Source organism: uncultured Roseobacter sp., from assembly GCF_947495275.1.
Taxonomy (GTDB): Bacteria; Pseudomonadota; Alphaproteobacteria; order Rhodobacterales; family Rhodobacteraceae; genus Roseobacter.
Genome location: NZ_CANLYL010000003.1, coordinates 309,974 through 328,588, shown reverse-complemented (window position 1 = coordinate 328,588; position 18,615 = coordinate 309,974). Strand labels below are relative to the sequence as shown.

Here is an 18,615-nt window from a genome sequence, read left to right as displayed (position 1 = left end):
CCTGTCAGGAGAGCATAATGGCCACCCTTGCTGTAACCGACGAAACATTTGACGCCGAAGTCAAAAACTCCGACATCCCCGTAGTTGTGGATTTCTGGGCGGAATGGTGTGGCCCCTGCAAGCAGATTGGCCCTTCTCTGGAAGAGCTTTCCGCCGAAATGGACGGGAAGGTCAAAATCGTCAAAGTCAATGTTGATGATAATCCGAATTCGCCAGCTCAGATGGGTGTTCGCGGCATCCCGGCGCTGTTTATTTTCAAAGACGGGCAGGTTGTGTCCAACATGGCGGGCGCAAAACCTAAAGCAGCACTGCAAAGCTGGATCGAAGAGTCGATCTAAACCGGTTCTGTCAGAAGCTCCGAGGGCGCTCCTATCCGGGCGCCCTTATTTTATGGGCCAGCCAAACCTGCGCAACCGTACTGCTATTTTGTCTTCCACGTCCTTTCGGCCCAGGTTGATCGCGTGACGCTGCCAGAACCACCATACGTAGCGCGCCCATTCGGGTTTATGTCTTGCGATCTTCCTGAAGGCCGCGACGTCTCCTGGCGCTGCTCCCAGCGTGACATGATGAAAATCAGCCTTTGAAAACAGAATACTCGGCTTGCCGAAAAAGAGCGCGTTGAAAGCCACGGCGGAATTCTGCGTAACCACATAATCGCAGGTGCGCAGCAGTTCTTTCATGGCACCAATGCGCACGGTCAGGCGATCATTTTGCGCATCCATCCTGTTCAGCGCTGTGAGGTCCTGGTCGGTATAGGTGATGTTCGGATTGAGCGCCGCAATGATGGGCCGTTCCGGTTCGGCAGCAAGACAGGCATCAAGCATATCCAGTTGCGTGGACATCTGGGGCGGGACAGGTGTGGTCAATTGATCTTGCAGCGGGACATAGACGAACCCGTCTTTTGTCGTTCTGAGCGGCGCGTCACCAAACAGACGTTCACGCCAATACTGGTAAAACCTCGCAGCATCGTTTTTGGGAACAGCGGTCGGGTCAAAATCAGCGAAAGCGACATCACGCCTCCAGCATTCCGGGGTCTGTTCAATTTGCCAGAAAGGCGCATGAAGGCAACGCCCGAAAACCAGGGCGTTTTTACCCAAAGGGTTGGCCCTGTCAGACATTGAATAGTCGGTATCTAGGGGTGCGATCGGCGACACTTCCGCGTGTCGCATGTAGTTCACCTCAAATCCCGAACGCAGCGCGACAGACGCGACTTTTGTCACGAAATTCTGCCGACCCATCAAAACTGCGTTGTGCAATTTCGGCTCCAAATAGAACCGCAGCACTTTTCCCCCACCCATGCCCGCAGGCTAAGCGGATAAACGGATATGAACAAGGCCGCGCTCTTGTACCCTCATTTGGGTCAGGCCATATAGGCACCACGCATAAGGAGACCGAGATGACACGCGAAGAATTCCCCGGCTGGCATGGGACAACAATCATCGGCGTCAAGAAAGATGATGAGGTGGTCATTGCAGGGGACGGTCAGGTCTCTCTTGGTCAAACGGTGATCAAAGGGACGGCGCGCAAGGTGCGACGTCTGTCGCCGGGCGGTTATGATGTTGTCGCCGGGTTCGCCGGATCGACGGCTGACGCGTTTACTTTGCTGGAGCGGCTGGAAGCCAAGCTCGAAGCAACACCCGGCCAACTGGCGCGCGCCAGTGTCGAGCTGGCCAAGGACTGGCGCACCGATAAATATCTGCAAAAGCTCGAAGCCATGCTCATTGTCTCTGATGGCGCGGATATCTTCGTGATTACGGGTGCGGGTGACGTGCTGGAACCTGAACACGACGTTGCCGCCATCGGCTCAGGCGGTAATTTCGCCCTTGCCGCAGCGCGGGGAATGATGGACAGCGACAGATCGGCGGAAGATGTGGCGCGGGATGCGATGGCGATCGCCGCGGATATCTGTGTCTACACAAACGGAAACCTGACGGTCGAGAAGATCACAGCATGATTGACAAGGACGATCTTCGGGCCTCTGTCAGCGCCGGGATCGTGACAGAGGCGCAAGCCGCGGCATTGACCAGCCTTGCGCACAGTCGCAGCGGTGCGCGTGAAAATCTGGCACCCGGCGATGAGCCTTTTGAACTTTTCCGTGGGTTCAATGAGATTTTCATCGTTGTGGGTCTCGTCGTCCTAGCGGTTGGCTGGGTCGGGGTTGTGACATTTGGCATGACAAATGACCCGTTGAGCCTCCGCAATACGTTGATCTATTCCGGGATCATCGCGGCTGTCGTGCTTTGGGGATTGTCCGAATACTTCATTCGAAAGCGCCGGATGGTGGCACCTGCAATCACCCTCTCGATCCTATTCGCCATCAATGCAGCCTACACCTGCGCAGGCGCTTTTTCTGAGCTGTTCATGGTGGCCCAGGGTGACAACAGCAGCCTGCCGCTACCCTTCAGTCTCGCGACGCTTGCCTTGTTGCTCTTCTGGTTTCGGTTCCGGGTGCCCTTTGCGCTGGCGCTGATAGCATTGGCCGCTTTCGGTATCGCCATCCTAATCGCTGGCAACAGCAGTGGATCGCCCGCATCAACCGAGGAGTTGTTCCTGCTGTCGGCAGGCGGCCCCTTTGCGTGGATCACCCTTGCTCTGGGGGTCGTCGTATTTGGCATCGCCATGGCGTTTGACATGTCCGATCCGCACCGCGTCACCCGCCGTGCAGCCAATGGTTTCTGGCTTCATGTGGTTGCAGCGCCGGCCTTGGTCAACACCATTGCCCTGTCGCTTCTGGAACGCGATGCCGGTTGGTCGAATTCCGTTTTACTAGCCGTCCTGGCGCTCTTTGCGCTCGTCGCCATCGTGATTGACCGCAGGTCGTTCCTGATCGCCGCAATCGGCTACACGGTCATCCTGGCCACCACAATTTTCGACGGCGGGGGTGCGGTTTACACGGTCCTTTTCCTGGGAATCGTATTGTTGTTTCTGGGCGCCCGTTGGGAACGGATTCGCGCGCGTCTTTTGGCATTGATGCCGGGTTTCATCCCATTGCACCGCTTGCCACCATCTCATCTGACAAAGGCTTAACATGACAGACCTGACCCCCCGCGAGATCGTCTCCGAACTCGACCGATTCATCATTGGGCAAAAGGATGCGAAACGGGCCGTGGCTGTGGCCTTGCGCAACCGCTGGCGCCGCAAGCAACTATCTGATGATCTGCGTGACGAGGTTTATCCCAAGAATATCCTGATGATCGGACCCACCGGGGTCGGCAAGACCGAGATCAGTCGCCGGTTGGCCAAACTGGCGCGCGCGCCTTTCCTCAAGGTCGAGGCCACAAAATTCACCGAAGTCGGTTATGTCGGCCGCGATGTCGAACAGATCATCCGCGATCTTGTTGACAGCGCCATCGCTATGACCCGCGATCACATGCGCGAAGACGTCAAGGCCAACGCGCGCAACGCCGCCGAAGAACGGGTTATCGATGCCATCGCGGGCGAGGATGCCCGTGAAGGCACGCGCGACATGTTCCGAAAGAAACTGAAAGCCGGTGAGCTTGATGATGAAATGATCGACCTTGAGATCGCCGATACATCGAACCCGTTTCAGGCGATGGATATTCCCGGCCAACCGGGCGGCGGCATGGGTATGCTCAATCTGGGTGACATATTCGGCAAAGCGATGGGAGGACGCACGACACGCAAGCGTCTGTCGGTCGCGGAAAGCTACGAAGTGTTAATTGGTGAAGAAGCCGACAAACTGCTGGACGATGAAACCGTTACCAAGGCTGCGATAGAGGCGGTGGAGCAGAACGGGATCGTATTTCTGGATGAGATCGACAAGGTCTGTGCAAAATCTGACGCGCGCGGTGGCGATGTGAGCCGGGAAGGGGTGCAGCGCGACCTGCTGCCGCTGATCGAAGGAACAACGGTCAGCACCAAACATGGGCCGGTGAAGACCGACCATGTGCTGTTCATCGCCTCTGGCGCGTTCCACATTGCAAAGCCTTCTGATCTGCTGCCCGAACTTCAGGGCCGCTTGCCGATACGTGTGGAATTGCGGGCGCTGACAGAAGAAGATTTCGTTCGCATCCTGACGGAAACGGATAATGCCCTGACATTGCAATACACCGCCCTGATGGGGACTGAGCAGGTTAAGGTCAGTTTCGAACAGGATGGTATTGCCGCTCTCGCCAAGATCGCAGCGGATGTGAATCAAACCGTTGAGAACATCGGTGCGCGCCGTCTCTACACCGTCATGGAACGCGTGTTCGAAGAACTTTCCTTTAATGCGCCGGATCAGGCGGGCGATGAAGTGGTCGTGGATGCGAGCTTTGTCGAAAAGAACCTGGGCGAGCTGACCCGTTCCACCGATATCAGCCGCTATGTGCTCTAGCCAGTGACCCGTCGCTAGGGTAGGCAAGTCGCGAACGACCGCGGAGAGATCGACATGCGACTGGGCGCATTTGTCAAAACGAATGCGCCCTGGCTGGCAGCGGGTGGCCTGTTGACGTTTCTGTCGTCCTTCGGGCAAACGTTTTTCATCTCCATTTTCGCAGCGCAGGTTCAGGGTGAGTTCGCACTCAGCCACGGTGAATGGGGGTCCGTCTATTCGTTGGGCACCATGGTCTCTGCCGCTGTTATGGTTTGGGCTGGCGGGCTGACCGATCATTTCCGCGTGCGCACGCTTGGGACCGTGATCCTTCTGTTCTTATCCGGCGCTTGCCTGCTGATGGCAGCCAACCCCTTTGTCTGGGCACTGCCAATTGTCATCTTTGCGCTGCGTTTGACCGGGCAGGGCATGACAAGCCACATCGCCATCGTCGCGATGGCACGGTGGTTTGTCGCAACGCGCGGGCGGGCCCTCTCAATTGCAACCCTTGGGTATGCGGCCGGCGAATCCATCCTGCCGCTGGGGTTTGTTGCTTTGATGACCTTCGTGAATTGGCGGCTTTTATGGGTCCTTGCCGCGATCATCGCGCTGGCGGCTATCCCAGCAGTGCTGCATCTACTGCGCGAAGAGCGCACGCCGCAGTCGATGTCGCAGGAAAATCAGAGTGCGGGTATGCACGGTCGCCACTGGACCCGCAGTCAGACGCTTCGACATCCGCTTTTCTGGTACATGGTGCCAGCGATTCTGGGTCCTTCAGCTTTCAACACGGCGTTCTTCTTTCATCAGGTCCACTATGCGGCCCTCAAAGGGTGGACCCATCTGACATTCGTGGCACTCTTCCCGATCTACACCGTGCTCGGGATCGGCGCGATGCTGATATCAGGCTGGGCGTTGGATCGCTTCGGCACGCCGCGGCTCATCCCCTTTTATCAACTACCCATGGTTTTGGCCTTCGCCGTATTTTCCGTTGGCTCGTCGCTGTGGATGGCCGTGATCGGTTTGTTTTTCCTCGCGCTGACCTCGGGTGCAAATTCGACGCTGCCCAACGCATTCTGGGCAGAGTTTTACGGCACCAAGAATATCGGTTCCATCAAAGCAATGGCGGCAGCTGTCATGGTTTTGGGCTCCGCGATCGGACCCGGTGTAACGGGCCTCCTGATTGACTTTGGCGTCGGATTGGAACGGCAGTATATTGGCGTTGCGGTCTATTTTCTGATTGCCTCGGCCATCATGTTTTTTGGTGTCAGGCGGGCACGGCCTTCATTGGCCATCTAACGCTTGCGCCGAAGGTAAACGTAATATGCGCCGCCGCCGCCGTGGCTGACATGTGCTTCACTGACCTGCAAGACCGAAGATGCCAGTGGTGGTGAGCTTAGCCACTGCGGCACCTGATGGCGCAACACGCCAAATCTGACAGGGATTGGACCGCCTTCATCACGATTCTTGCCCTTTCCAGTAATCACCAGAACCAGCCGTTTCCCCGATCCATGCGCCCGTAACACAAATTTGGTCAAAGCCGCATGCGCGCGGTCCAGCGTCATGCCGTGCAAATCAATCCGGCCTTCGGGTTTCAATTTGCCACGTGTCATTTTCCCAAAGGTTTTCTGGTCCATCTGAACGGGCGATTTTTGCAACTGATCCGGCAATGTGGGCTTCAGATCATAACCCGGTTTTCGCGCGACTGGCTTGGGCGGATAGGTTGTGACAAGTTTGCTCAGATCAACGGTCGGTTTGGATTTGGGCTTAGGGGCAGGCGCATAAGCAGCGGGATCAAAAGTCTCTTGGAAGTTCAGCCTTTCAGTTCTATCCGCCACCTTTTGCCAGAGCGCGATTTCGTCAGGCCCCAGTTTTCGACGTGTCACAGAGAACCCTCAGGCGCCATGGCATAAGCGCGTTGAATTGGTAGAAGGACAATCATGCGTCCGGGATCCTTCAACTTCCCCGCTGCCCGTCCGGCCTTGTCACCGGTGCCAAAAAATATATCCGCCCGCTGCGCACCCTTGATCGCCGATCCGGTATCCTGCGCAATCATCAGACGGCGCATCGGTTTTTTGCCGTCCTTCTCAATCCAGACCGGCGCGCCTAGGGGCGTGAAGGCCGGGTCGACGGCGATTGTGCGCATCGGTGTGACCGACCGGTTCATGGCCCCCAATGGGCCTTTGTCCGACGGGACTTCGCTGACCTCACGGAAAAATACGTAGGACGGATTATGATAGAGCAATTCTTGCCCGGCGGCAGGATTGCGCCGCACCCAGTTCTTGATGACATCGGCGCTGACCTGATGGGATTGATAGGTGCCCCGGCGAACAAGCTCGGCACCGATAGAGCGGTAAGGATGACCATTGGCACCCGCATACCCCACCCGCAACTTGTCCCCATCCGGGAGATTTACACGACCAGACCCTTGAATTTGCAGAAAAAAGAGTTCGACAGGATCATCAACCCAGGCGATCTCCAAACCTCTGCCATTCAATTGGTTCCCATCCAGAATTTCCCGACGTGACAGCCACAAGTCGGTGGCTTTGGCTTCAGGCGGCATCGCATAGATCGGATAACGGTAGCGACCGGTCCTCTGTCGCGATCCGCTAAGTTCCGGTTCAAAATACCCGGTAAACAACATGTCGGCACCGTCTTCGATCAATACGGGGCGGAAAAACAACTCAAAGAAACTGCGCGGATCGGGATCAGACGTCGCATAGGCACAAACGGCGCGCCAGTCCGGGTCAGGCATATCTTGGCAGGTGTTGCGAAAGGTCTCAAAGGCGGCCGCATGATCATCCAGCGACCATCCTTCCAGATCATCGAAAGAGAGAACTTCGACGCGCTGCTCAGCATTGACGGGGGGTGTCATTCCGATCATCCCCGCAATCAGAGCCGCCGCCAGGCCGGATTTCATGCGTCTGTGGAAACAAGCTGCCAATTTGGATCGTCCGACCCCATCGTGCGTGCGAAAGCCCATGTGTCTTTCTGGCGCTTGATCTCCGATGTGCTGCCTTCGATGATGTCACCTTCGCTGTTGCGCACAGCAGAGGTGAGTTCAGCAACGAACCGAATGGTCAATTCCGCCTCATTGGTGGCGTCATTGAAGGTCGCGTCCATCAGTTTGAGTTCGCGCACGCCAATGAACGTAGCCTCGATAGTAAGCCCCTGATCTTCGCGCGCGGCGACACCATCGACAAAAGATTCGTATATGTCTTCCGCCAGGAAGGGCTGGATTTCCGACAATTCGCCAGTTTCATATCCCATCACGATCATCTCATAGGCACCGCGGGCACCGCCCAGAAAATCGGTGACGTTGAAAGACGGCTCCAGACGTTTCATCGAACTCAGCGCCTTGGCCGCATCCGAATCCTCCTCCACGTGATCGACGATATCAAGATCGGGGCCACCTTCGATCACCTCGAACTCCGGGCCGGTCCGTCGGCCCGGTTGTGGGTTCGCCATGGGCGGTTGCTCAAAACCATCCCTTGTCCCCAACACGTTCTTTAGTCGGAGAATCAAAAAAACAGCAATGCCAGCAAGCACCAGAAGCTGTATCAGGGGCGAATTCATATGTACCTCATGTCGGGTAAAACGTGGAAACCGGTGTATACTGCTCTTATGTAGGTGTCGGACTACGCCAAGTCCACTGTACGCTCCACGAAAGGAAGCATCAAAATGTGGCTATTTATCGCTTTTCTTGCGGTACCACTGATCGAAATCACCCTTTTTATTCAAATTGGTGGAGCGATCGGCCTTGGATGGACGCTGGTGACGGTCGTCGTTACGGCAATTGTGGGCACATGGCTGGTACGGAATCAAGGGATTCTTGCCCTCGGTCAGCTCAAATCGTCTTTCTCTGACCTGAAGGACCCGACAGAACCGCTGGTGCATGGTGCCATGATCCTTTTTTCCGGCGCTTTGTTGCTGACGCCCGGATTTTTTACGGATGCGGTGGGTTTTTTGTTGTTGATCCCCGCATTTCGCACTGCGGTCTTCAAGGCCATCCGGTCACGGATCAATGTTCAAACCTTCGACAGCAGAGGCCCGAGCCCCAGTCGCCCGGCACCGGATGGTGATATTATTGATGGAGAGTATTCCGAGGTCTCGCCAAATTATGACAAGATCAAAAGGCCGTCAGGCTGGACGGACCATTGAGAACCCCAACCCAAGCTGTTAAGGCTCGCCCGATTTATTATTCACTGTAGGAGTGACCCATGGCTGAAGCCGAAGCACAACAACAAGGACCGCAGATGCGCGTTCTTGGGCAATTCATTCGCGATATGTCTTTTGAGAACATCATGGCGCAAAAGGGCGCGCCTGCGGATGTGACCCCCGATGTGCAGGTTCAGGTGAACCTCGACGCCAAAAAGCGCAGCGCCGAAAATCAGTATGAAACATCCATCAAGTTGACCGTCACGTCCAAAGCCAAGGATGGCGACGCGACCTTGTTCGTTTTGGAGATCGATTACGCTGGCATCTTCCACGTGGACAATGTGCCCGAGGATCAGCTGCACCCGTTCCTGTTGATCGAATGCCCGCGGATGATTTTCCCGTTCCTGCGTCGGATCGTCAGCGACGTGACCCGCGATGGCGGTTTCCCACCGCTGAATCTGGAAAACATCGACTTCCTCTCGCTCTACCGCAATGAACTGGCGCGCAGACAGGCGGAAGAAGCCCCAAAAATGGACGCCTGATTTTTCAGGATTTCACCCACAAAGCGTCGCCGCCCAATTTCGCAACAAATTCAGCGTGGGCGGCGGCTTCTTCGTCGGTCAATCGAGGCGGCAGCGGCGTTGGGCGCGGCTTGGCTGTCCAGGCATCAGCGCCGTCAGCGGATCGGTCCTGCGCCGTCGTCGACAAACCAAAATCCGGCTGGCGCCCGCCGATCAGTTCCAGATAAACCTCTGCCAGAATTTCACTGTCCAGCAACGCGCCGTGCAGCGTTCGCGAAGAATTGTCGATATTGAATCGACGGCACAGCGCGTCAAGTGATGCCGGTGATCCCGGAAAGCGTTTGCGCGCAATCTCCAGTGTATCAATGGCCTGTTCCCATGGGATCTGGGGCAGGCCCATCCATTTCAGTTCGGCATTGAGAAATTTGATGTCAAAGGCCGCATTGTGGATCACGAGTTTTGCGTCGCCAATGAAATCCAGAAAGGCCTGTCCAACTTCGGCAAATTTCGGTTTATCCCGCAGAAAATCATCGCCCAACCCGTGTACCTGAAAAGCCTCTTCCGGCATGGACCGTTCGGGGTTGATATATTGGTGATAGGTTTTGCCCGTTGCCATATGACCCATCAGTTCAACAGCGCCGATTTCGACGATGCGGTCACCGGATTGCGGGTCAAAACCCGTGGTTTCTGTATCGAGGACAACTTCACGCATTGCGCAATTTCTTTCTGATCCGTTGAACAACATCCTGAACCTGCTTTCGCGCATGTTCAACAGTATCAGTTACGATGACATAGTCTGACAGGGCACATTTTTCGGCGTTTGGCATCTGTTTCGCCCGGATTTTCTGAAAAGCTTCTGATGACATTGTACCTCGTTCCAGGACGCGTCGTTCCTGAACGTCTGCCGGAACAGAAACGCACGCCACTGCGTCCATCATTTTTTCACCCCCGGTCTCGAACAGCAGCGGAATGTCCAGAACCGCGATATCCGCCGAAGCTTGCTGCAGGAATTCAGAACGATCCCGGGCAACCAAAGGATGCACAATCGCTTCGATGTCTTTCAAAGTCTCTGGTTTTTGCGCAATGAGTTCCCGCAATAGTTTCCGCGATACCGCATTTTCTCGGATCACTTCGGGAAAGGCCGATTTCATCGGACCAACGGCAGCGCCACCAGCGGCATAAAGACGATGCACCGCCGCATCCGCATCCCACAAAACGCAACCTTCTTCGACAAACATCCGGGCAGTTGTCGTCTTTCCCATGCCGATAGAGCCGGTAAGCCCAAGTTTGAACATCAATTGAGCACCGCATCGCGGGCTTCTGCATCCACCTCCGGACGTGGCCCAAACCAGCGTTCAAATCCCGGTACGGCCTGATGCAATAACATCCCCAAACCGTCGACGGTTATGCAGCCTTTCTGCTCCGCTGCTTCCAACAGGCGGGTCTTCAGGGGCGTATAAACGAGGTCCGTGACAACTGCGTCTTTTCTCAAGCCGTCCAATGGGACACGCATCTCCGGTTTTCCGACCATCCCGAGGGAGGATGTATTCACCACAAGACTTGCTTCTTCCAACATGTTGCCAGCTTGCACCCAGTCAATCACGGTCACACGATTTCCAAAATCAGATTGCAGTTTTTCCGCGCGAATACGGGTTCTGTTGGAAAGCAGAATTTCCGGAACGCCTGCTTCGAGAAGAGACGCGATGACCGCCCGTGACGCGCCGCCCGCACCCAGCACGGCAGCGGCACCCTGCGCCGGTCTCCATCCTGGTGCACCGGCCCGAAGATTTTCAAGAAATCCGTAACCATCTGTATTATCAGCATGAATTCGGCCATCTTTGCGAAAAATCAAGGTATTGGCGGCACCGATCAGGGTGGCCCGATCCGTGACGAGATCCGCAATCTCCAACACGGCCTCCTTGTGAGGAATGGTAATGTTCACCCCGACAAAGCCAGCTTTCGGCAGGGTTATCAGAACATCCCGCAAATCTCGCGCAGAGACGTCCATGGGAACATAAAACCCCCTGACCCCATATTTGTTCAGCCAGTGGCGTTGCAACTGTGGTGATTTGGAATGTGAAATCGGTGACCCGATGACCCCAGCCAACGGTACCTTTGGTGGCGATTTGGCCTCTGTCATTTTTCTATGTCCCCCCGCAGCGTCAGAAAGGATAGCAGTTCCAACAAGGGCAAGCCAAGGACATTGAAATAGTCTCCTTCAACGCGCGAAAAGAGACGAACGCCTTCTTCTTCAAGTTTGTAAGCCCCGACCGCATGGCGAATACTGTCCCAGTTTCGCGCAACATATCCATCGATATAGCCATCCGAAATCTCACGCATTCGCAACCTGACCGTGCCGATATGGCGCCAGATTGGCTTGCCGGCTTCACAGAGAACAGCAGCCGACAACAACATATGCTTGTCGTTTCTCATCTTGCGCAACTGGTCAGCGGCATCCGCTTTTGACCGTGGTTTTGTCAGGATTTCTCCTTTGAAATCCAATACCTGATCACAACCCAATACAAGTGCCTCAGGGTGTTTTTCACTTATCTTTCGGGCTTTTAGCTCCGCAAGAGCATCGGCTATGTTACGTGGTGGTTGGTTCTCTGCCAGCATGGCGTCGCGCACCATATCCTCATCAACACGCGCTGGCACAATTGAAAAATCAACCGCGGCCTGGCGCAGCATATGTGCTCTGATCTCGGAGCCGGAAGCCAATATCAAGGACTGGGTCATGTGGATAAGCCTGTGTGCGGCATTAAGATATTCTTAATATGTTCTTCTGAGCAAAAGACCGAGATGACGCAAGAGGATCAATGTTTCGGGATAACAATCGTTACCGCAATATTAATGCCAGTGCTGAAAAGAATAACCGATTGTCTGTGTGTAAGTTGTTTCTATGCAATTACCCACAAGGTTATACTCAATATCCAAACCCAGTTATGAATATAACATACTGATATTAATATATATAATTATATTTTCTACTATATTGAGGCAACGCCGGAAAACTTGTTCCTACGGGTATAAGGCGACGGATAAATCCTTAATCCACAACGGAACGATCCCCTACATAATCATCATCCTTTTATCTTTCTTTATTAATTAATATGAGAGGCGAACGGATCGGAGAACTTGATGTCGGACTTTCTTTCCATCGCATATCCCTGGATCAAGTCATTCCATATCATGTCTGTGATCGCTTGGATGGCCGGATTGTTTTATCTGCCCCGGTTGTTTGTCTATCACGTAGAACAGGTTGAACAAACGGGCGAAACGCAGGCTCTTTTCCAAACCATGGAACTGAAGCTGCTCCGGGTGATTATGAACCCGGCGATGATTGCCACATGGGTATTTGGTCTTTGTCTGGTTTTTACACCGGGCATCGTGGATTGGTCAGAAATCTGGCCGTGGACGAAGGCGATTGGTGTTCTAGCAATGACAACCTTTCATCATTGGCTGGGTCGCCGTCGCAAGGATTTCGTGAACGGTACAAATGATCTGACCGGTCGGCAGTTCCGGATGATGAACGAGGTCCCGACTTTTCTGATGGTGCTTATTGTCTTGTCGGTGGTGGTGCGATTCTGATTGAATTGACTCAAGGGTGATTGCCCCCTATATCCGACCCACCATCCCGTCCGGGAATGGCGCAGACCAACATAATCTAGATTACTTCAGTCGATGACGCGCTCTCGATTGAATACAGGTATTTTCATGACATCTGACGTGACAGAAACAAAATCCGCCCCCGAAACGCTGGAAACGCTGAATCTCGCAGACTTGAAGCGAAAGAGCCCAAAAGACCTTTTGTCGATGGCCGAAGATTTGGAGATCGAGAACGCCTCGACCATGCGAAAAGGCGAGATGATGTTTCAGATTCTGCGCGAACGTGCAGATGAAGGGTGGGAAATCTCTGGCGATGGTGTTCTTGAAGTTCTTCAGGATGGTTTTGGATTTCTGCGTTCCCCGGAAGCCAACTATCTGCCAGGCCCGGACGACATCTATGTGTCACCAGAGATGATCCGCAAATACTCCTTGCGGACGGGCGATACCATTGAAGGGGTTATCAAGGCACCAGACGACAATGAGCGGTATTTTGGTCTCTTGGATGTGACGCAGATCAATTTTGAAGATCCGGAAAAAGCACGCCACAAGGTGGCATTTGAGAATCTCACACCGCTTTATCCCGATGAACGTCTGACCATGGAAACCGATGATCCGACCGTCAAAGACCGGTCATCGCGCATCATTGATCTGGTAGCGCCCATTGGTAAGGGCCAGCGGTCGCTGATCGTTGCGCCGCCGCGGACGGGTAAGACAGTTCTACTGCAAAACATCGCTAATTCGATCGAACGAAATCATCCTGAATGCTATCTGATTGTTTTGCTGATCGATGAGCGCCCGGAAGAGGTGACCGATATGCAGAGGTCGGTAAAGGGCGAGGTGGTTTCCTCGACCTTTGATGAACCAGCGACCCGGCACGTGGCAGTTTCCGATATGGTGATTGAGAAAGCCAAACGGTTGGTCGAGCACAAACGTGACGTCGTGATCCTGCTCGACTCGATCACGCGACTGGGCCGCGCCTTCAACACTGTCGTGCCGTCCTCAGGCAAGGTTCTGACGGGTGGTGTGGACGCAAACGCCTTACAACGTCCAAAACGATTCTTTGGCGCGGCGCGGAATATCGAAGAAGGGGGGTCTCTGACCATCATCGCAACTGCGTTGATCGACACCGGAAGCCGAATGGATGAAGTCATCTTCGAGGAATTCAAAGGGACTGGTAACTCTGAGATCGTGTTGGATCGCAAAATTGCTGACAAGCGCGTATTCCCGGCAATGGACATCCTGAAGTCTGGCACCCGGAAAGAAGATTTGCTTGTCGATAAGATTGATTTGCAGAAAACCTTTGTGCTGCGACGTATTCTGAACCCAATGGGCACGACCGATGCGATTGAATTCCTGATCTCTAAGCTCAAACAAACCAAGACAAATTCAGATTTCTTCGATTCTATGAATACGTAACTTATTGTTTAAAAACAGTGAGTTAGTGATATGAATACGATCTTTGCTCTGGCGACAGCGCAGGGCCGCGCAGGTGTCTCGGTCATCCGGATCTCGGGGAGCAAGGCTTGGGAGGCGGCCAGTCGGGTTTGTGGTAGTCTGCCCGCAGCTCGAACATCCGGAACCCGGATTTTGCGGTCTTCAAGCGGTGACGTTTTGGATCATGGGTTGGTTTTGCCTTTTCAGAAGCCAAACAGCTTTACCGGTGAAGATGTCGTTGAGTTCCATGTTCACGGCAGCATTTCGGTGGTCCAAGGTCTTTTGAGAGAGCTTTCCCTTAATGATGATCTTCGGCTGGCTGAACCCGGTGAATTCACCCGACGCGCGTTGGAAAATGGCAAGTTGGATGTATCTCAGGTTGAAGGCCTTTCCGATCTGATTGATTCAGAAACGGAGGCGCAACGAAAACAAGCCATGCGGGTTTTTTCGGGTGCGTTGGGGGATAAGGTTGAGCATTGGCGGAAAAGCCTGATACGCGCGGCAGCTTTGATGGAAGCAACAATTGATTTTGCAGATGAAGATGTTCCCGTCGATGTTGGGCCGGAAGTCTCCGATTTATTGGAACAGGTTGGTCGGGATTTAACCGCAGAAATCGAGGGGTCTTACGTTGCTGAACGTATCAGGTCTGGATTCGAAGTCGCCTTGGTGGGGCCGCCGAACGCAGGCAAATCCACGCTGTTGAATCGGTTGGCAGGCAGAGAAGCTGCGATCACTTCAGAGATCGCCGGAACGACGCGCGACGTCATCGAGGTTCGGATGGACCTGGGTGGATTACCAGTTACTTTTTTGGATACAGCCGGTCTGAGAGAAAGCGATGACAAGATAGAGGCAATTGGCGTGTCGCGCGCTGTCGACCGGGCGCGGGCGGCCGATTTACGGGTCTTTTTGACAGATGGTGACGCGCCTCTTTTGTTGGCGCCGCTTGAGAATGATATCGTTCTGCAATCGAAAGCTGACCTTTTGACGAGTTCCAATGCTGGTATCTCAGGCAAAACCGGGCAAGGCGTAGATCAGCTGATTTCCCTGATCCAAAGAAAGCTGACGCAGAAATCAGCCGCGGCGGGTCTGGCAACGCACGAACGTCATCGCATGGCCATGACGCGCTCGCTGCAGGGCTTGAACGACGCCAAACGTCTCGTTGTTCAAGGCCCGGATGTCTATGATATAGCATCCGAAGAACTGCGAGATGCGATTCGATCTCTGGAAACCCTGGTGGGTCGGATAGATGTCGAAAGCCTGCTCGATGAGATTTTTTCGTCTTTTTGCATTGGAAAATAATTGGAGTGTTTCACGTGAAACGTTTTGACGTCATCGTTGTTGGAGGAGGCCATGCCGGCACCGAGGCCGCGCATGTGTCGGCCCGGATGGGCGCGCGAACAGCATTGGTGACGATGTCCGAGGATGGGATTGGTGTCATGTCTTGCAATCCGGCCATTGGTGGTTTGGGCAAGGGGCATTTGGTACGCGAAATTGATGCGCTTGACGGCATTATGGGCCGTGCAGCTGACAAAGCTGGAATTCAGTTCAGATTGCTGAACCGCCGAAAAGGGCCAGCGGTTCAAGGGCCCCGCGCTCAGGCAGATCGCGAAATTTATCGATCAGAGATACTCAAACAAGCGAAAGCTCAGGAAAATCTTGAAATCATCGTAGGCGAAGTTACTGATTTTTTGATGGATCATGATCGCGTAGGCGGTGTGGTGCTTCAGGATGGCGTCGAGATTAAGTCTAGCAATGTCGTTCTAACCACAGGGACATTTCTGCGTGGCGTTATTCATATTGGTGATGTGTCGCATTCCGGTGGTAGGATGGGGGACAAGGCTTCCGTTAAACTGGCTCAAAGAATTGACTCTTTTGATCTGACTTTAGGGCGACTAAAGACCGGTACGCCGCCGCGTTTGGATGGCCGTACAATCAGTTGGGATGCTCTTGAAAGTCAACCTGGTGATGACGACCCAACATTTTTTTCATTTCTCTCAAATGATGTTGCGGCGCGCCAGATTTCCTGTGGCATTACGCATACAAATGAAAAAACCCACGAAATTATTCGGGATAATCTATCAAGATCGGCGATGTATGGTGGTCACATCGATGGTGTTGGGCCGCGCTACTGCCCTTCGATTGAAGACAAGATTGTCAGATTTTCGGATAAGGACTCTCATCAAATTTTTCTTGAACCGGAGGGACTTACAACAAACACGGTTTACCCAAACGGCATTTCGACCTCACTGCCAGAGCATATTCAAGAGGAATACGTACATTCAATCAAAGGCCTGGAGACAGCGAAGATTTTACAGCCGGGTTACGCGATCGAATATGACTATGTGGATCCCAGAGCATTGAATTCAGATCTAAGCTTGCCGTCGGTGCCAGGTCTGTACCTTGCTGGCCAGATCAATGGGACGACTGGATACGAAGAGGCTGGTGCTCAAGGCCTAGTCGCTGGATTGAATGCCGCTCTGAGTGCCCAGCGTAGGGATTCCATTCGGCTTTCGAGATCCGAAAGTTACATTGGGGTGATGATTGATGATTTGACTACACGTGGTGTGAGCGAACCATATCGAATGTTTACATCGAGAGCGGAGTTTCGGTTGTCTTTGCGCGCGGACAACGCTGACCAGCGCCTAACGCCAATTGGGGTTGATTTGGGTTGTGTCGGAGAGGCTCGTAGAAAGAAATTTGAGATTAAGGCGGAAAAGCTCGATGTTGCTCGTGCGGTACTGGAGAAGGAATCATTTACACCATCCCAGGCCAAAGACATTGGAATTAAAATAAATCAAGACGGAACGCGCCGAAGCGCTATGCAGCTGCTCGCTTTTCCCGACGTGTCTTTTGCTGAGATCGACCAGTTGAACCAGCACTTCTCGGATATCGAACCTGAGATTAAAAAACAAATGGAGCGTGAGGCCCTGTATGCCAACTACATCGAGCGCCAGAAGCGTGACATCATTCTTCTAAAGAAGGATGAGGGGCAAATCATTCCGGTTGAATTTGATTATGATGCTATCGCTGGCCTGTCCAATGAATTGAAGTCCAAATTGGTCAAGGTGCGCCCTTCGACATTGGCCCAAGTATCACGCATCGATGGAATGACACCGGCAGCCTTGACGTTGATACTTGCAAAGCTTCGGCAGAAAAAGAGAAAGCAACTGGCTTGATGAGTTTTGACATTGATGTTTCACGTGAAACATTCACAAGGCTTCAAACATACCATGATTTGCTAACCAAGTGGAATCCGACGATAAATTTGGTTTCGAAGGCAAGCGTTGATGTGCTTTGGGATCGACACATTTGGGATTCGGCCCAGATTTATCAGATTGCAGGTCATGGCGATGCTTGGGCTGATATTGGTAGCGGCGGTGGCTTGCCTGGTTTGGTTGTCGCAATTCTCGCACTGGAAATGCAACCCAGTCGAGTTGTGATCCTGGTGGAAAGTGATGCAAGAAAGGCCACCTTCCTGCGGACCGTCATTCGCGAACTCGGATTGTCATCGAAGGTTGTTGCGTCGCGTGTTGAGGCAATCGACCCATTGAATGCCGACATTCTTTCAGCGCGCGCCTTGGCCGATTTAAACAACCTTCTGGGATATGCTTACCGCCACCTGAAAGCGGATGGTCATGCCATTTTCCTCAAGGGCGCATCTTGGGAAAAAGAGGTCGAAGACGCACGTCGGTCGTGGTCTTTTGATGTTGTAGCGCATAAAAGTAAAACCAACGACGACTCCGCCGTGCTTGAGGTTAAGGATATCAAACGTGCCTGACTTTTCCCGCCCAGATGGCCCAAAAATTATAGCGGTGGCAAATCAGAAAGGTGGCGTTGGAAAGACCACGACGACGATTAATTTGGCTGCTGCATTGGCTGAAGCAGGCAAGCGCGTGCTGGTTGTAGATTTGGATCCGCAAGGAAATGCGTCGACGGGGTTGGGTATCGATGTAGAAGATCGAGAATTCACGACTTATGAGCTTCTGTTGGAAGATATCGATCTGAAAACGGTTGTTCTGCCGACAGTGACGCCAGGGTTGATGATTGTTCCGGCGACAGTTGATCTGAGTTCGGCGGATATAGAGTTGATTTCAAACGAGAAACGCAGCTTCTTGTTGCATGATGCATTACGCCAGACCGCGATGGATGATTTTCAGCTGGATTACATCCTGATAGATTGTCCGCCTTCCCTGAATCTGTTGACGGTCAATGCGATGATCGCGTCGCATTCTGTGCTGGTGCCGCTTCAGAGCGAATTCTTCGCCTTGGAAGGTCTGTCACAACTCATGTTGACCATTCGTGAAGTCAGACAAAGTGGAAATAAAGACCTGCGGATCGAAGGTATTGTGTTGACCATGTATGACCGACGCAACAACTTGTCTTTACAGGTTGAACAGGACGCGCGCGATAATCTTGGGGAGCTGGTTTTTGAAACCCGTATTCCAAGGAACGTTCGGGTCAGCGAGGCGCCATCATTTGCGATGCCGGTCTTGACCTATGACACCGCCTCAAAAGGGGCCCAGGCATATCGGCTGCTGGCGCGTGAAGTATTGAGCAGAAACAGTGTAAAGGCTGCATAGGGGGCAA

21 protein-coding genes are annotated in these 18,615 nt (G+C 53.5%); 13 read left to right on the top strand and 8 right to left on the bottom strand.

Annotated features, from left to right (window positions below; genetic code table 11):
• Positions 1–17 precede the first annotated feature (17 nt).
• Positions 18–338 (top strand): thioredoxin, encoded by a 321-nt coding sequence (gene trxA / locus Q0802_RS08130; protein WP_219498601.1) that lies wholly within the window; start codon positions 18–20, stop codon positions 336–338.
• 45 nt (positions 339–383) lie between these two features.
• Here trxA and Q0802_RS08125 read toward each other — a convergent pair whose 3' ends face one another.
• A complete protein-coding gene (locus Q0802_RS08125) occupies positions 384–1,220 on the bottom strand; it encodes a hypothetical protein (protein ID WP_298916209.1) in 837 nt (278 codons plus the stop codon).
• A gap of 176 nt (positions 1,221–1,396) precedes the next feature.
• On the opposite strand from Q0802_RS08125, the gene hslV reads away from it, so the two are divergent.
• From hslV to Q0802_RS08105, 4 genes are read left to right on the top strand one after another with little or no spacing between them, the layout of a single operon-like run.
• Entirely contained in the window at positions 1,397–1,954 is a 558-nt protein-coding gene (gene hslV, locus Q0802_RS08120; protein ID WP_298916208.1) for an ATP-dependent protease subunit HslV, read from the top strand.
• Complete coding sequence (locus tag Q0802_RS08115) at positions 1,951–3,027, top strand: hypothetical protein (protein ID WP_298916206.1); 1,077 nt, start codon at positions 1,951–1,953, stop codon at positions 3,025–3,027. The genes hslV and Q0802_RS08115 overlap by 4 nt, the downstream gene beginning before the upstream one ends.
• Before the next feature lies 1 nt (position 3,028).
• Positions 3,029–4,336, top strand: a complete 1,308-nt coding sequence (hslU, locus tag Q0802_RS08110; protein WP_298916204.1) for an ATP-dependent protease ATPase subunit HslU — start codon at positions 3,029–3,031, stop codon at positions 4,334–4,336.
• 54 nt (positions 4,337–4,390) lie between these two features.
• Positions 4,391–5,608: an MFS transporter gene (locus tag Q0802_RS08105; protein ID WP_298916201.1), complete on the top strand. Its 1,218-nt coding sequence runs from the start codon at positions 4,391–4,393 to the stop codon at positions 5,606–5,608.
• Here Q0802_RS08105 and Q0802_RS08100 read toward each other — a convergent pair.
• The 3 genes from Q0802_RS08100 to Q0802_RS08090 are packed head-to-tail and all read right to left on the bottom strand — an operon-like array spanning position 5,605 to position 7,885.
• Entirely contained in the window at positions 5,605–6,195 is a 591-nt protein-coding gene (locus tag Q0802_RS08100; RefSeq protein ID WP_298916198.1) for a Smr/MutS family protein, read from the bottom strand. The genes Q0802_RS08105 and Q0802_RS08100 overlap by 4 nt on opposite strands.
• Complete coding sequence (locus tag Q0802_RS08095) at positions 6,192–7,184, bottom strand: MltA domain-containing protein (RefSeq protein ID WP_298916195.1); 993 nt, start codon at positions 7,182–7,184, stop codon at positions 6,192–6,194. The genes Q0802_RS08100 and Q0802_RS08095 overlap by 4 nt, the downstream gene beginning before the upstream one ends.
• Positions 7,185–7,225: 41 nt before the next feature.
• Positions 7,226–7,885 carry a Tim44/TimA family putative adaptor protein gene (locus Q0802_RS08090; RefSeq protein ID WP_298916192.1) on the bottom strand — a complete coding sequence of 220 codons (660 nt, stop codon included), beginning with the start codon at positions 7,883–7,885 and terminating at the stop codon, positions 7,226–7,228.
• Between the two features lie 105 nt (positions 7,886–7,990).
• Between Q0802_RS08090 and Q0802_RS08085 the strand changes: the two genes are divergently transcribed.
• Both Q0802_RS08085 and secB read left to right on the top strand, forming a co-directional pair.
• Positions 7,991–8,470 carry an FxsA family protein gene (locus Q0802_RS08085; protein ID WP_298916189.1) on the top strand — a complete coding sequence of 160 codons (480 nt, stop codon included), beginning with the start codon at positions 7,991–7,993 and terminating at the stop codon, positions 8,468–8,470.
• 59 nt (positions 8,471–8,529) lie between these two features.
• Complete coding sequence (gene secB / locus Q0802_RS08080) at positions 8,530–9,009, top strand: protein-export chaperone SecB (RefSeq protein ID WP_298916187.1); 480 nt, start codon at positions 8,530–8,532, stop codon at positions 9,007–9,009.
• A 4-nt stretch (positions 9,010–9,013) separates the two neighbouring features.
• Here the strand turns inward: secB and dnaQ are convergent, their stop codons facing one another.
• The 4 genes from dnaQ to Q0802_RS08060 are packed head-to-tail and all read right to left on the bottom strand — an operon-like array spanning position 9,014 to position 11,724.
• Positions 9,014–9,700: a DNA polymerase III subunit epsilon gene (gene dnaQ, locus Q0802_RS08075; RefSeq protein WP_298916185.1), complete on the bottom strand. Its 687-nt coding sequence runs from the start codon at positions 9,698–9,700 to the stop codon at positions 9,014–9,016.
• Positions 9,693–10,286: a dephospho-CoA kinase gene (coaE, locus tag Q0802_RS08070; RefSeq protein ID WP_298916181.1), complete on the bottom strand. Its 594-nt coding sequence runs from the start codon at positions 10,284–10,286 to the stop codon at positions 9,693–9,695. Before coaE ends, dnaQ begins: the two co-directional genes overlap by 8 nt.
• On the bottom strand, positions 10,283–11,128 hold the full coding sequence (locus Q0802_RS08065) for a shikimate dehydrogenase (protein ID WP_298916178.1): 846 nt from the start codon (positions 11,126–11,128) through the stop codon (positions 10,283–10,285). The genes coaE and Q0802_RS08065 overlap by 4 nt, the downstream gene beginning before the upstream one ends.
• Positions 11,125–11,724, bottom strand: a complete 600-nt coding sequence (locus tag Q0802_RS08060) for a nucleoside triphosphate pyrophosphatase (RefSeq protein ID WP_298916175.1) — start codon at positions 11,722–11,724, stop codon at positions 11,125–11,127. The genes Q0802_RS08065 and Q0802_RS08060 overlap by 4 nt, the downstream gene beginning before the upstream one ends.
• Positions 11,725–12,126: 402 nt before the next feature.
• Here Q0802_RS08060 and hemJ point away from each other — a divergent pair, with 402 nt between their 5' ends.
• The 6 genes from hemJ (at position 12,127) to Q0802_RS08030 (ending at position 18,608) form a co-directional block, all read left to right on the top strand.
• The gene (hemJ, locus tag Q0802_RS08055) at positions 12,127–12,576 is read left to right on the top strand and encodes a protoporphyrinogen oxidase HemJ (protein ID WP_298916172.1); all 450 of its coding nucleotides are present in this window, start codon (positions 12,127–12,129) and stop codon (positions 12,574–12,576) included.
• Between the two features lie 126 nt (positions 12,577–12,702).
• Positions 12,703–14,010 (top strand): transcription termination factor Rho, encoded by a 1,308-nt coding sequence (rho, locus tag Q0802_RS08050; RefSeq protein WP_298916169.1) that lies wholly within the window; start codon positions 12,703–12,705, stop codon positions 14,008–14,010.
• A 30-nt stretch (positions 14,011–14,040) separates the two neighbouring features.
• Entirely contained in the window at positions 14,041–15,327 is a 1,287-nt protein-coding gene (mnmE, locus tag Q0802_RS08045; protein ID WP_298916166.1) for a tRNA uridine-5-carboxymethylaminomethyl(34) synthesis GTPase MnmE, read from the top strand.
• A gap of 5 nt (positions 15,328–15,332) precedes the next feature.
• Positions 15,333–17,204: a tRNA uridine-5-carboxymethylaminomethyl(34) synthesis enzyme MnmG gene (gene mnmG / locus Q0802_RS08040; RefSeq protein ID WP_298916163.1), complete on the top strand. Its 1,872-nt coding sequence runs from the start codon at positions 15,333–15,335 to the stop codon at positions 17,202–17,204.
• Complete coding sequence (rsmG, locus tag Q0802_RS08035; RefSeq protein ID WP_298916160.1) at positions 17,204–17,806, top strand: 16S rRNA (guanine(527)-N(7))-methyltransferase RsmG; 603 nt, start codon at positions 17,204–17,206, stop codon at positions 17,804–17,806. The genes mnmG and rsmG overlap by 1 nt, the downstream gene beginning before the upstream one ends.
• On the top strand, positions 17,799–18,608 hold the full coding sequence (locus Q0802_RS08030; RefSeq protein WP_298916157.1) for an AAA family ATPase: 810 nt from the start codon (positions 17,799–17,801) through the stop codon (positions 18,606–18,608). Before rsmG ends, Q0802_RS08030 begins: the two co-directional genes overlap by 8 nt.
• Positions 18,609–18,615 lie beyond the last annotated feature (7 nt).

Excerpts from the sequence above, each read along its gene's own strand:
- trxA (WP_219498601.1), top strand. The coding sequence starts at position 18 with ATGGCCACCCTTGCTGTAACCGACGAAACATTTGACGCCGAAGTCAAA.
- hslV (WP_298916208.1), top strand. The coding sequence starts at position 1,397 with ATGACACGCGAAGAATTCCCCGGCTGGCATGGGACAACAATCATCGGC.
- Q0802_RS08115 (WP_298916206.1), top strand. The coding sequence starts at position 1,951 with ATGATTGACAAGGACGATCTTCGGGCCTCTGTCAGCGCCGGGATCGTG.
- hslU (WP_298916204.1), top strand. The coding sequence starts at position 3,029 with ATGACAGACCTGACCCCCCGCGAGATCGTCTCCGAACTCGACCGATTC.
- Q0802_RS08105 (WP_298916201.1), top strand. The coding sequence starts at position 4,391 with ATGCGACTGGGCGCATTTGTCAAAACGAATGCGCCCTGGCTGGCAGCG.
- Q0802_RS08095 (WP_298916195.1), bottom strand. The coding sequence starts at position 7,184 with ATGACACCCCCCGTCAATGCTGAGCAGCGCGTCGAAGTTCTCTCTTTC.
- Q0802_RS08090 (WP_298916192.1), bottom strand. The coding sequence starts at position 7,885 with ATGAATTCGCCCCTGATACAGCTTCTGGTGCTTGCTGGCATTGCTGTT.
- Q0802_RS08085 (WP_298916189.1), top strand. The coding sequence starts at position 7,991 with ATGTGGCTATTTATCGCTTTTCTTGCGGTACCACTGATCGAAATCACC.
- secB (WP_298916187.1), top strand. The coding sequence starts at position 8,530 with ATGGCTGAAGCCGAAGCACAACAACAAGGACCGCAGATGCGCGTTCTT.
- dnaQ (WP_298916185.1), bottom strand. The coding sequence starts at position 9,700 with ATGCGTGAAGTTGTCCTCGATACAGAAACCACGGGTTTTGACCCGCAA.
- Q0802_RS08065 (WP_298916178.1), bottom strand. The coding sequence starts at position 11,128 with ATGACAGAGGCCAAATCGCCACCAAAGGTACCGTTGGCTGGGGTCATC.
- Q0802_RS08060 (WP_298916175.1), bottom strand. The coding sequence starts at position 11,724 with ATGACCCAGTCCTTGATATTGGCTTCCGGCTCCGAGATCAGAGCACAT.
- hemJ (WP_298916172.1), top strand. The coding sequence starts at position 12,127 with ATGTCGGACTTTCTTTCCATCGCATATCCCTGGATCAAGTCATTCCAT.
- rho (WP_298916169.1), top strand. The coding sequence starts at position 12,703 with ATGACATCTGACGTGACAGAAACAAAATCCGCCCCCGAAACGCTGGAA.
- mnmE (WP_298916166.1), top strand. The coding sequence starts at position 14,041 with ATGAATACGATCTTTGCTCTGGCGACAGCGCAGGGCCGCGCAGGTGTC.
- rsmG (WP_298916160.1), top strand. The coding sequence starts at position 17,204 with ATGAGTTTTGACATTGATGTTTCACGTGAAACATTCACAAGGCTTCAA.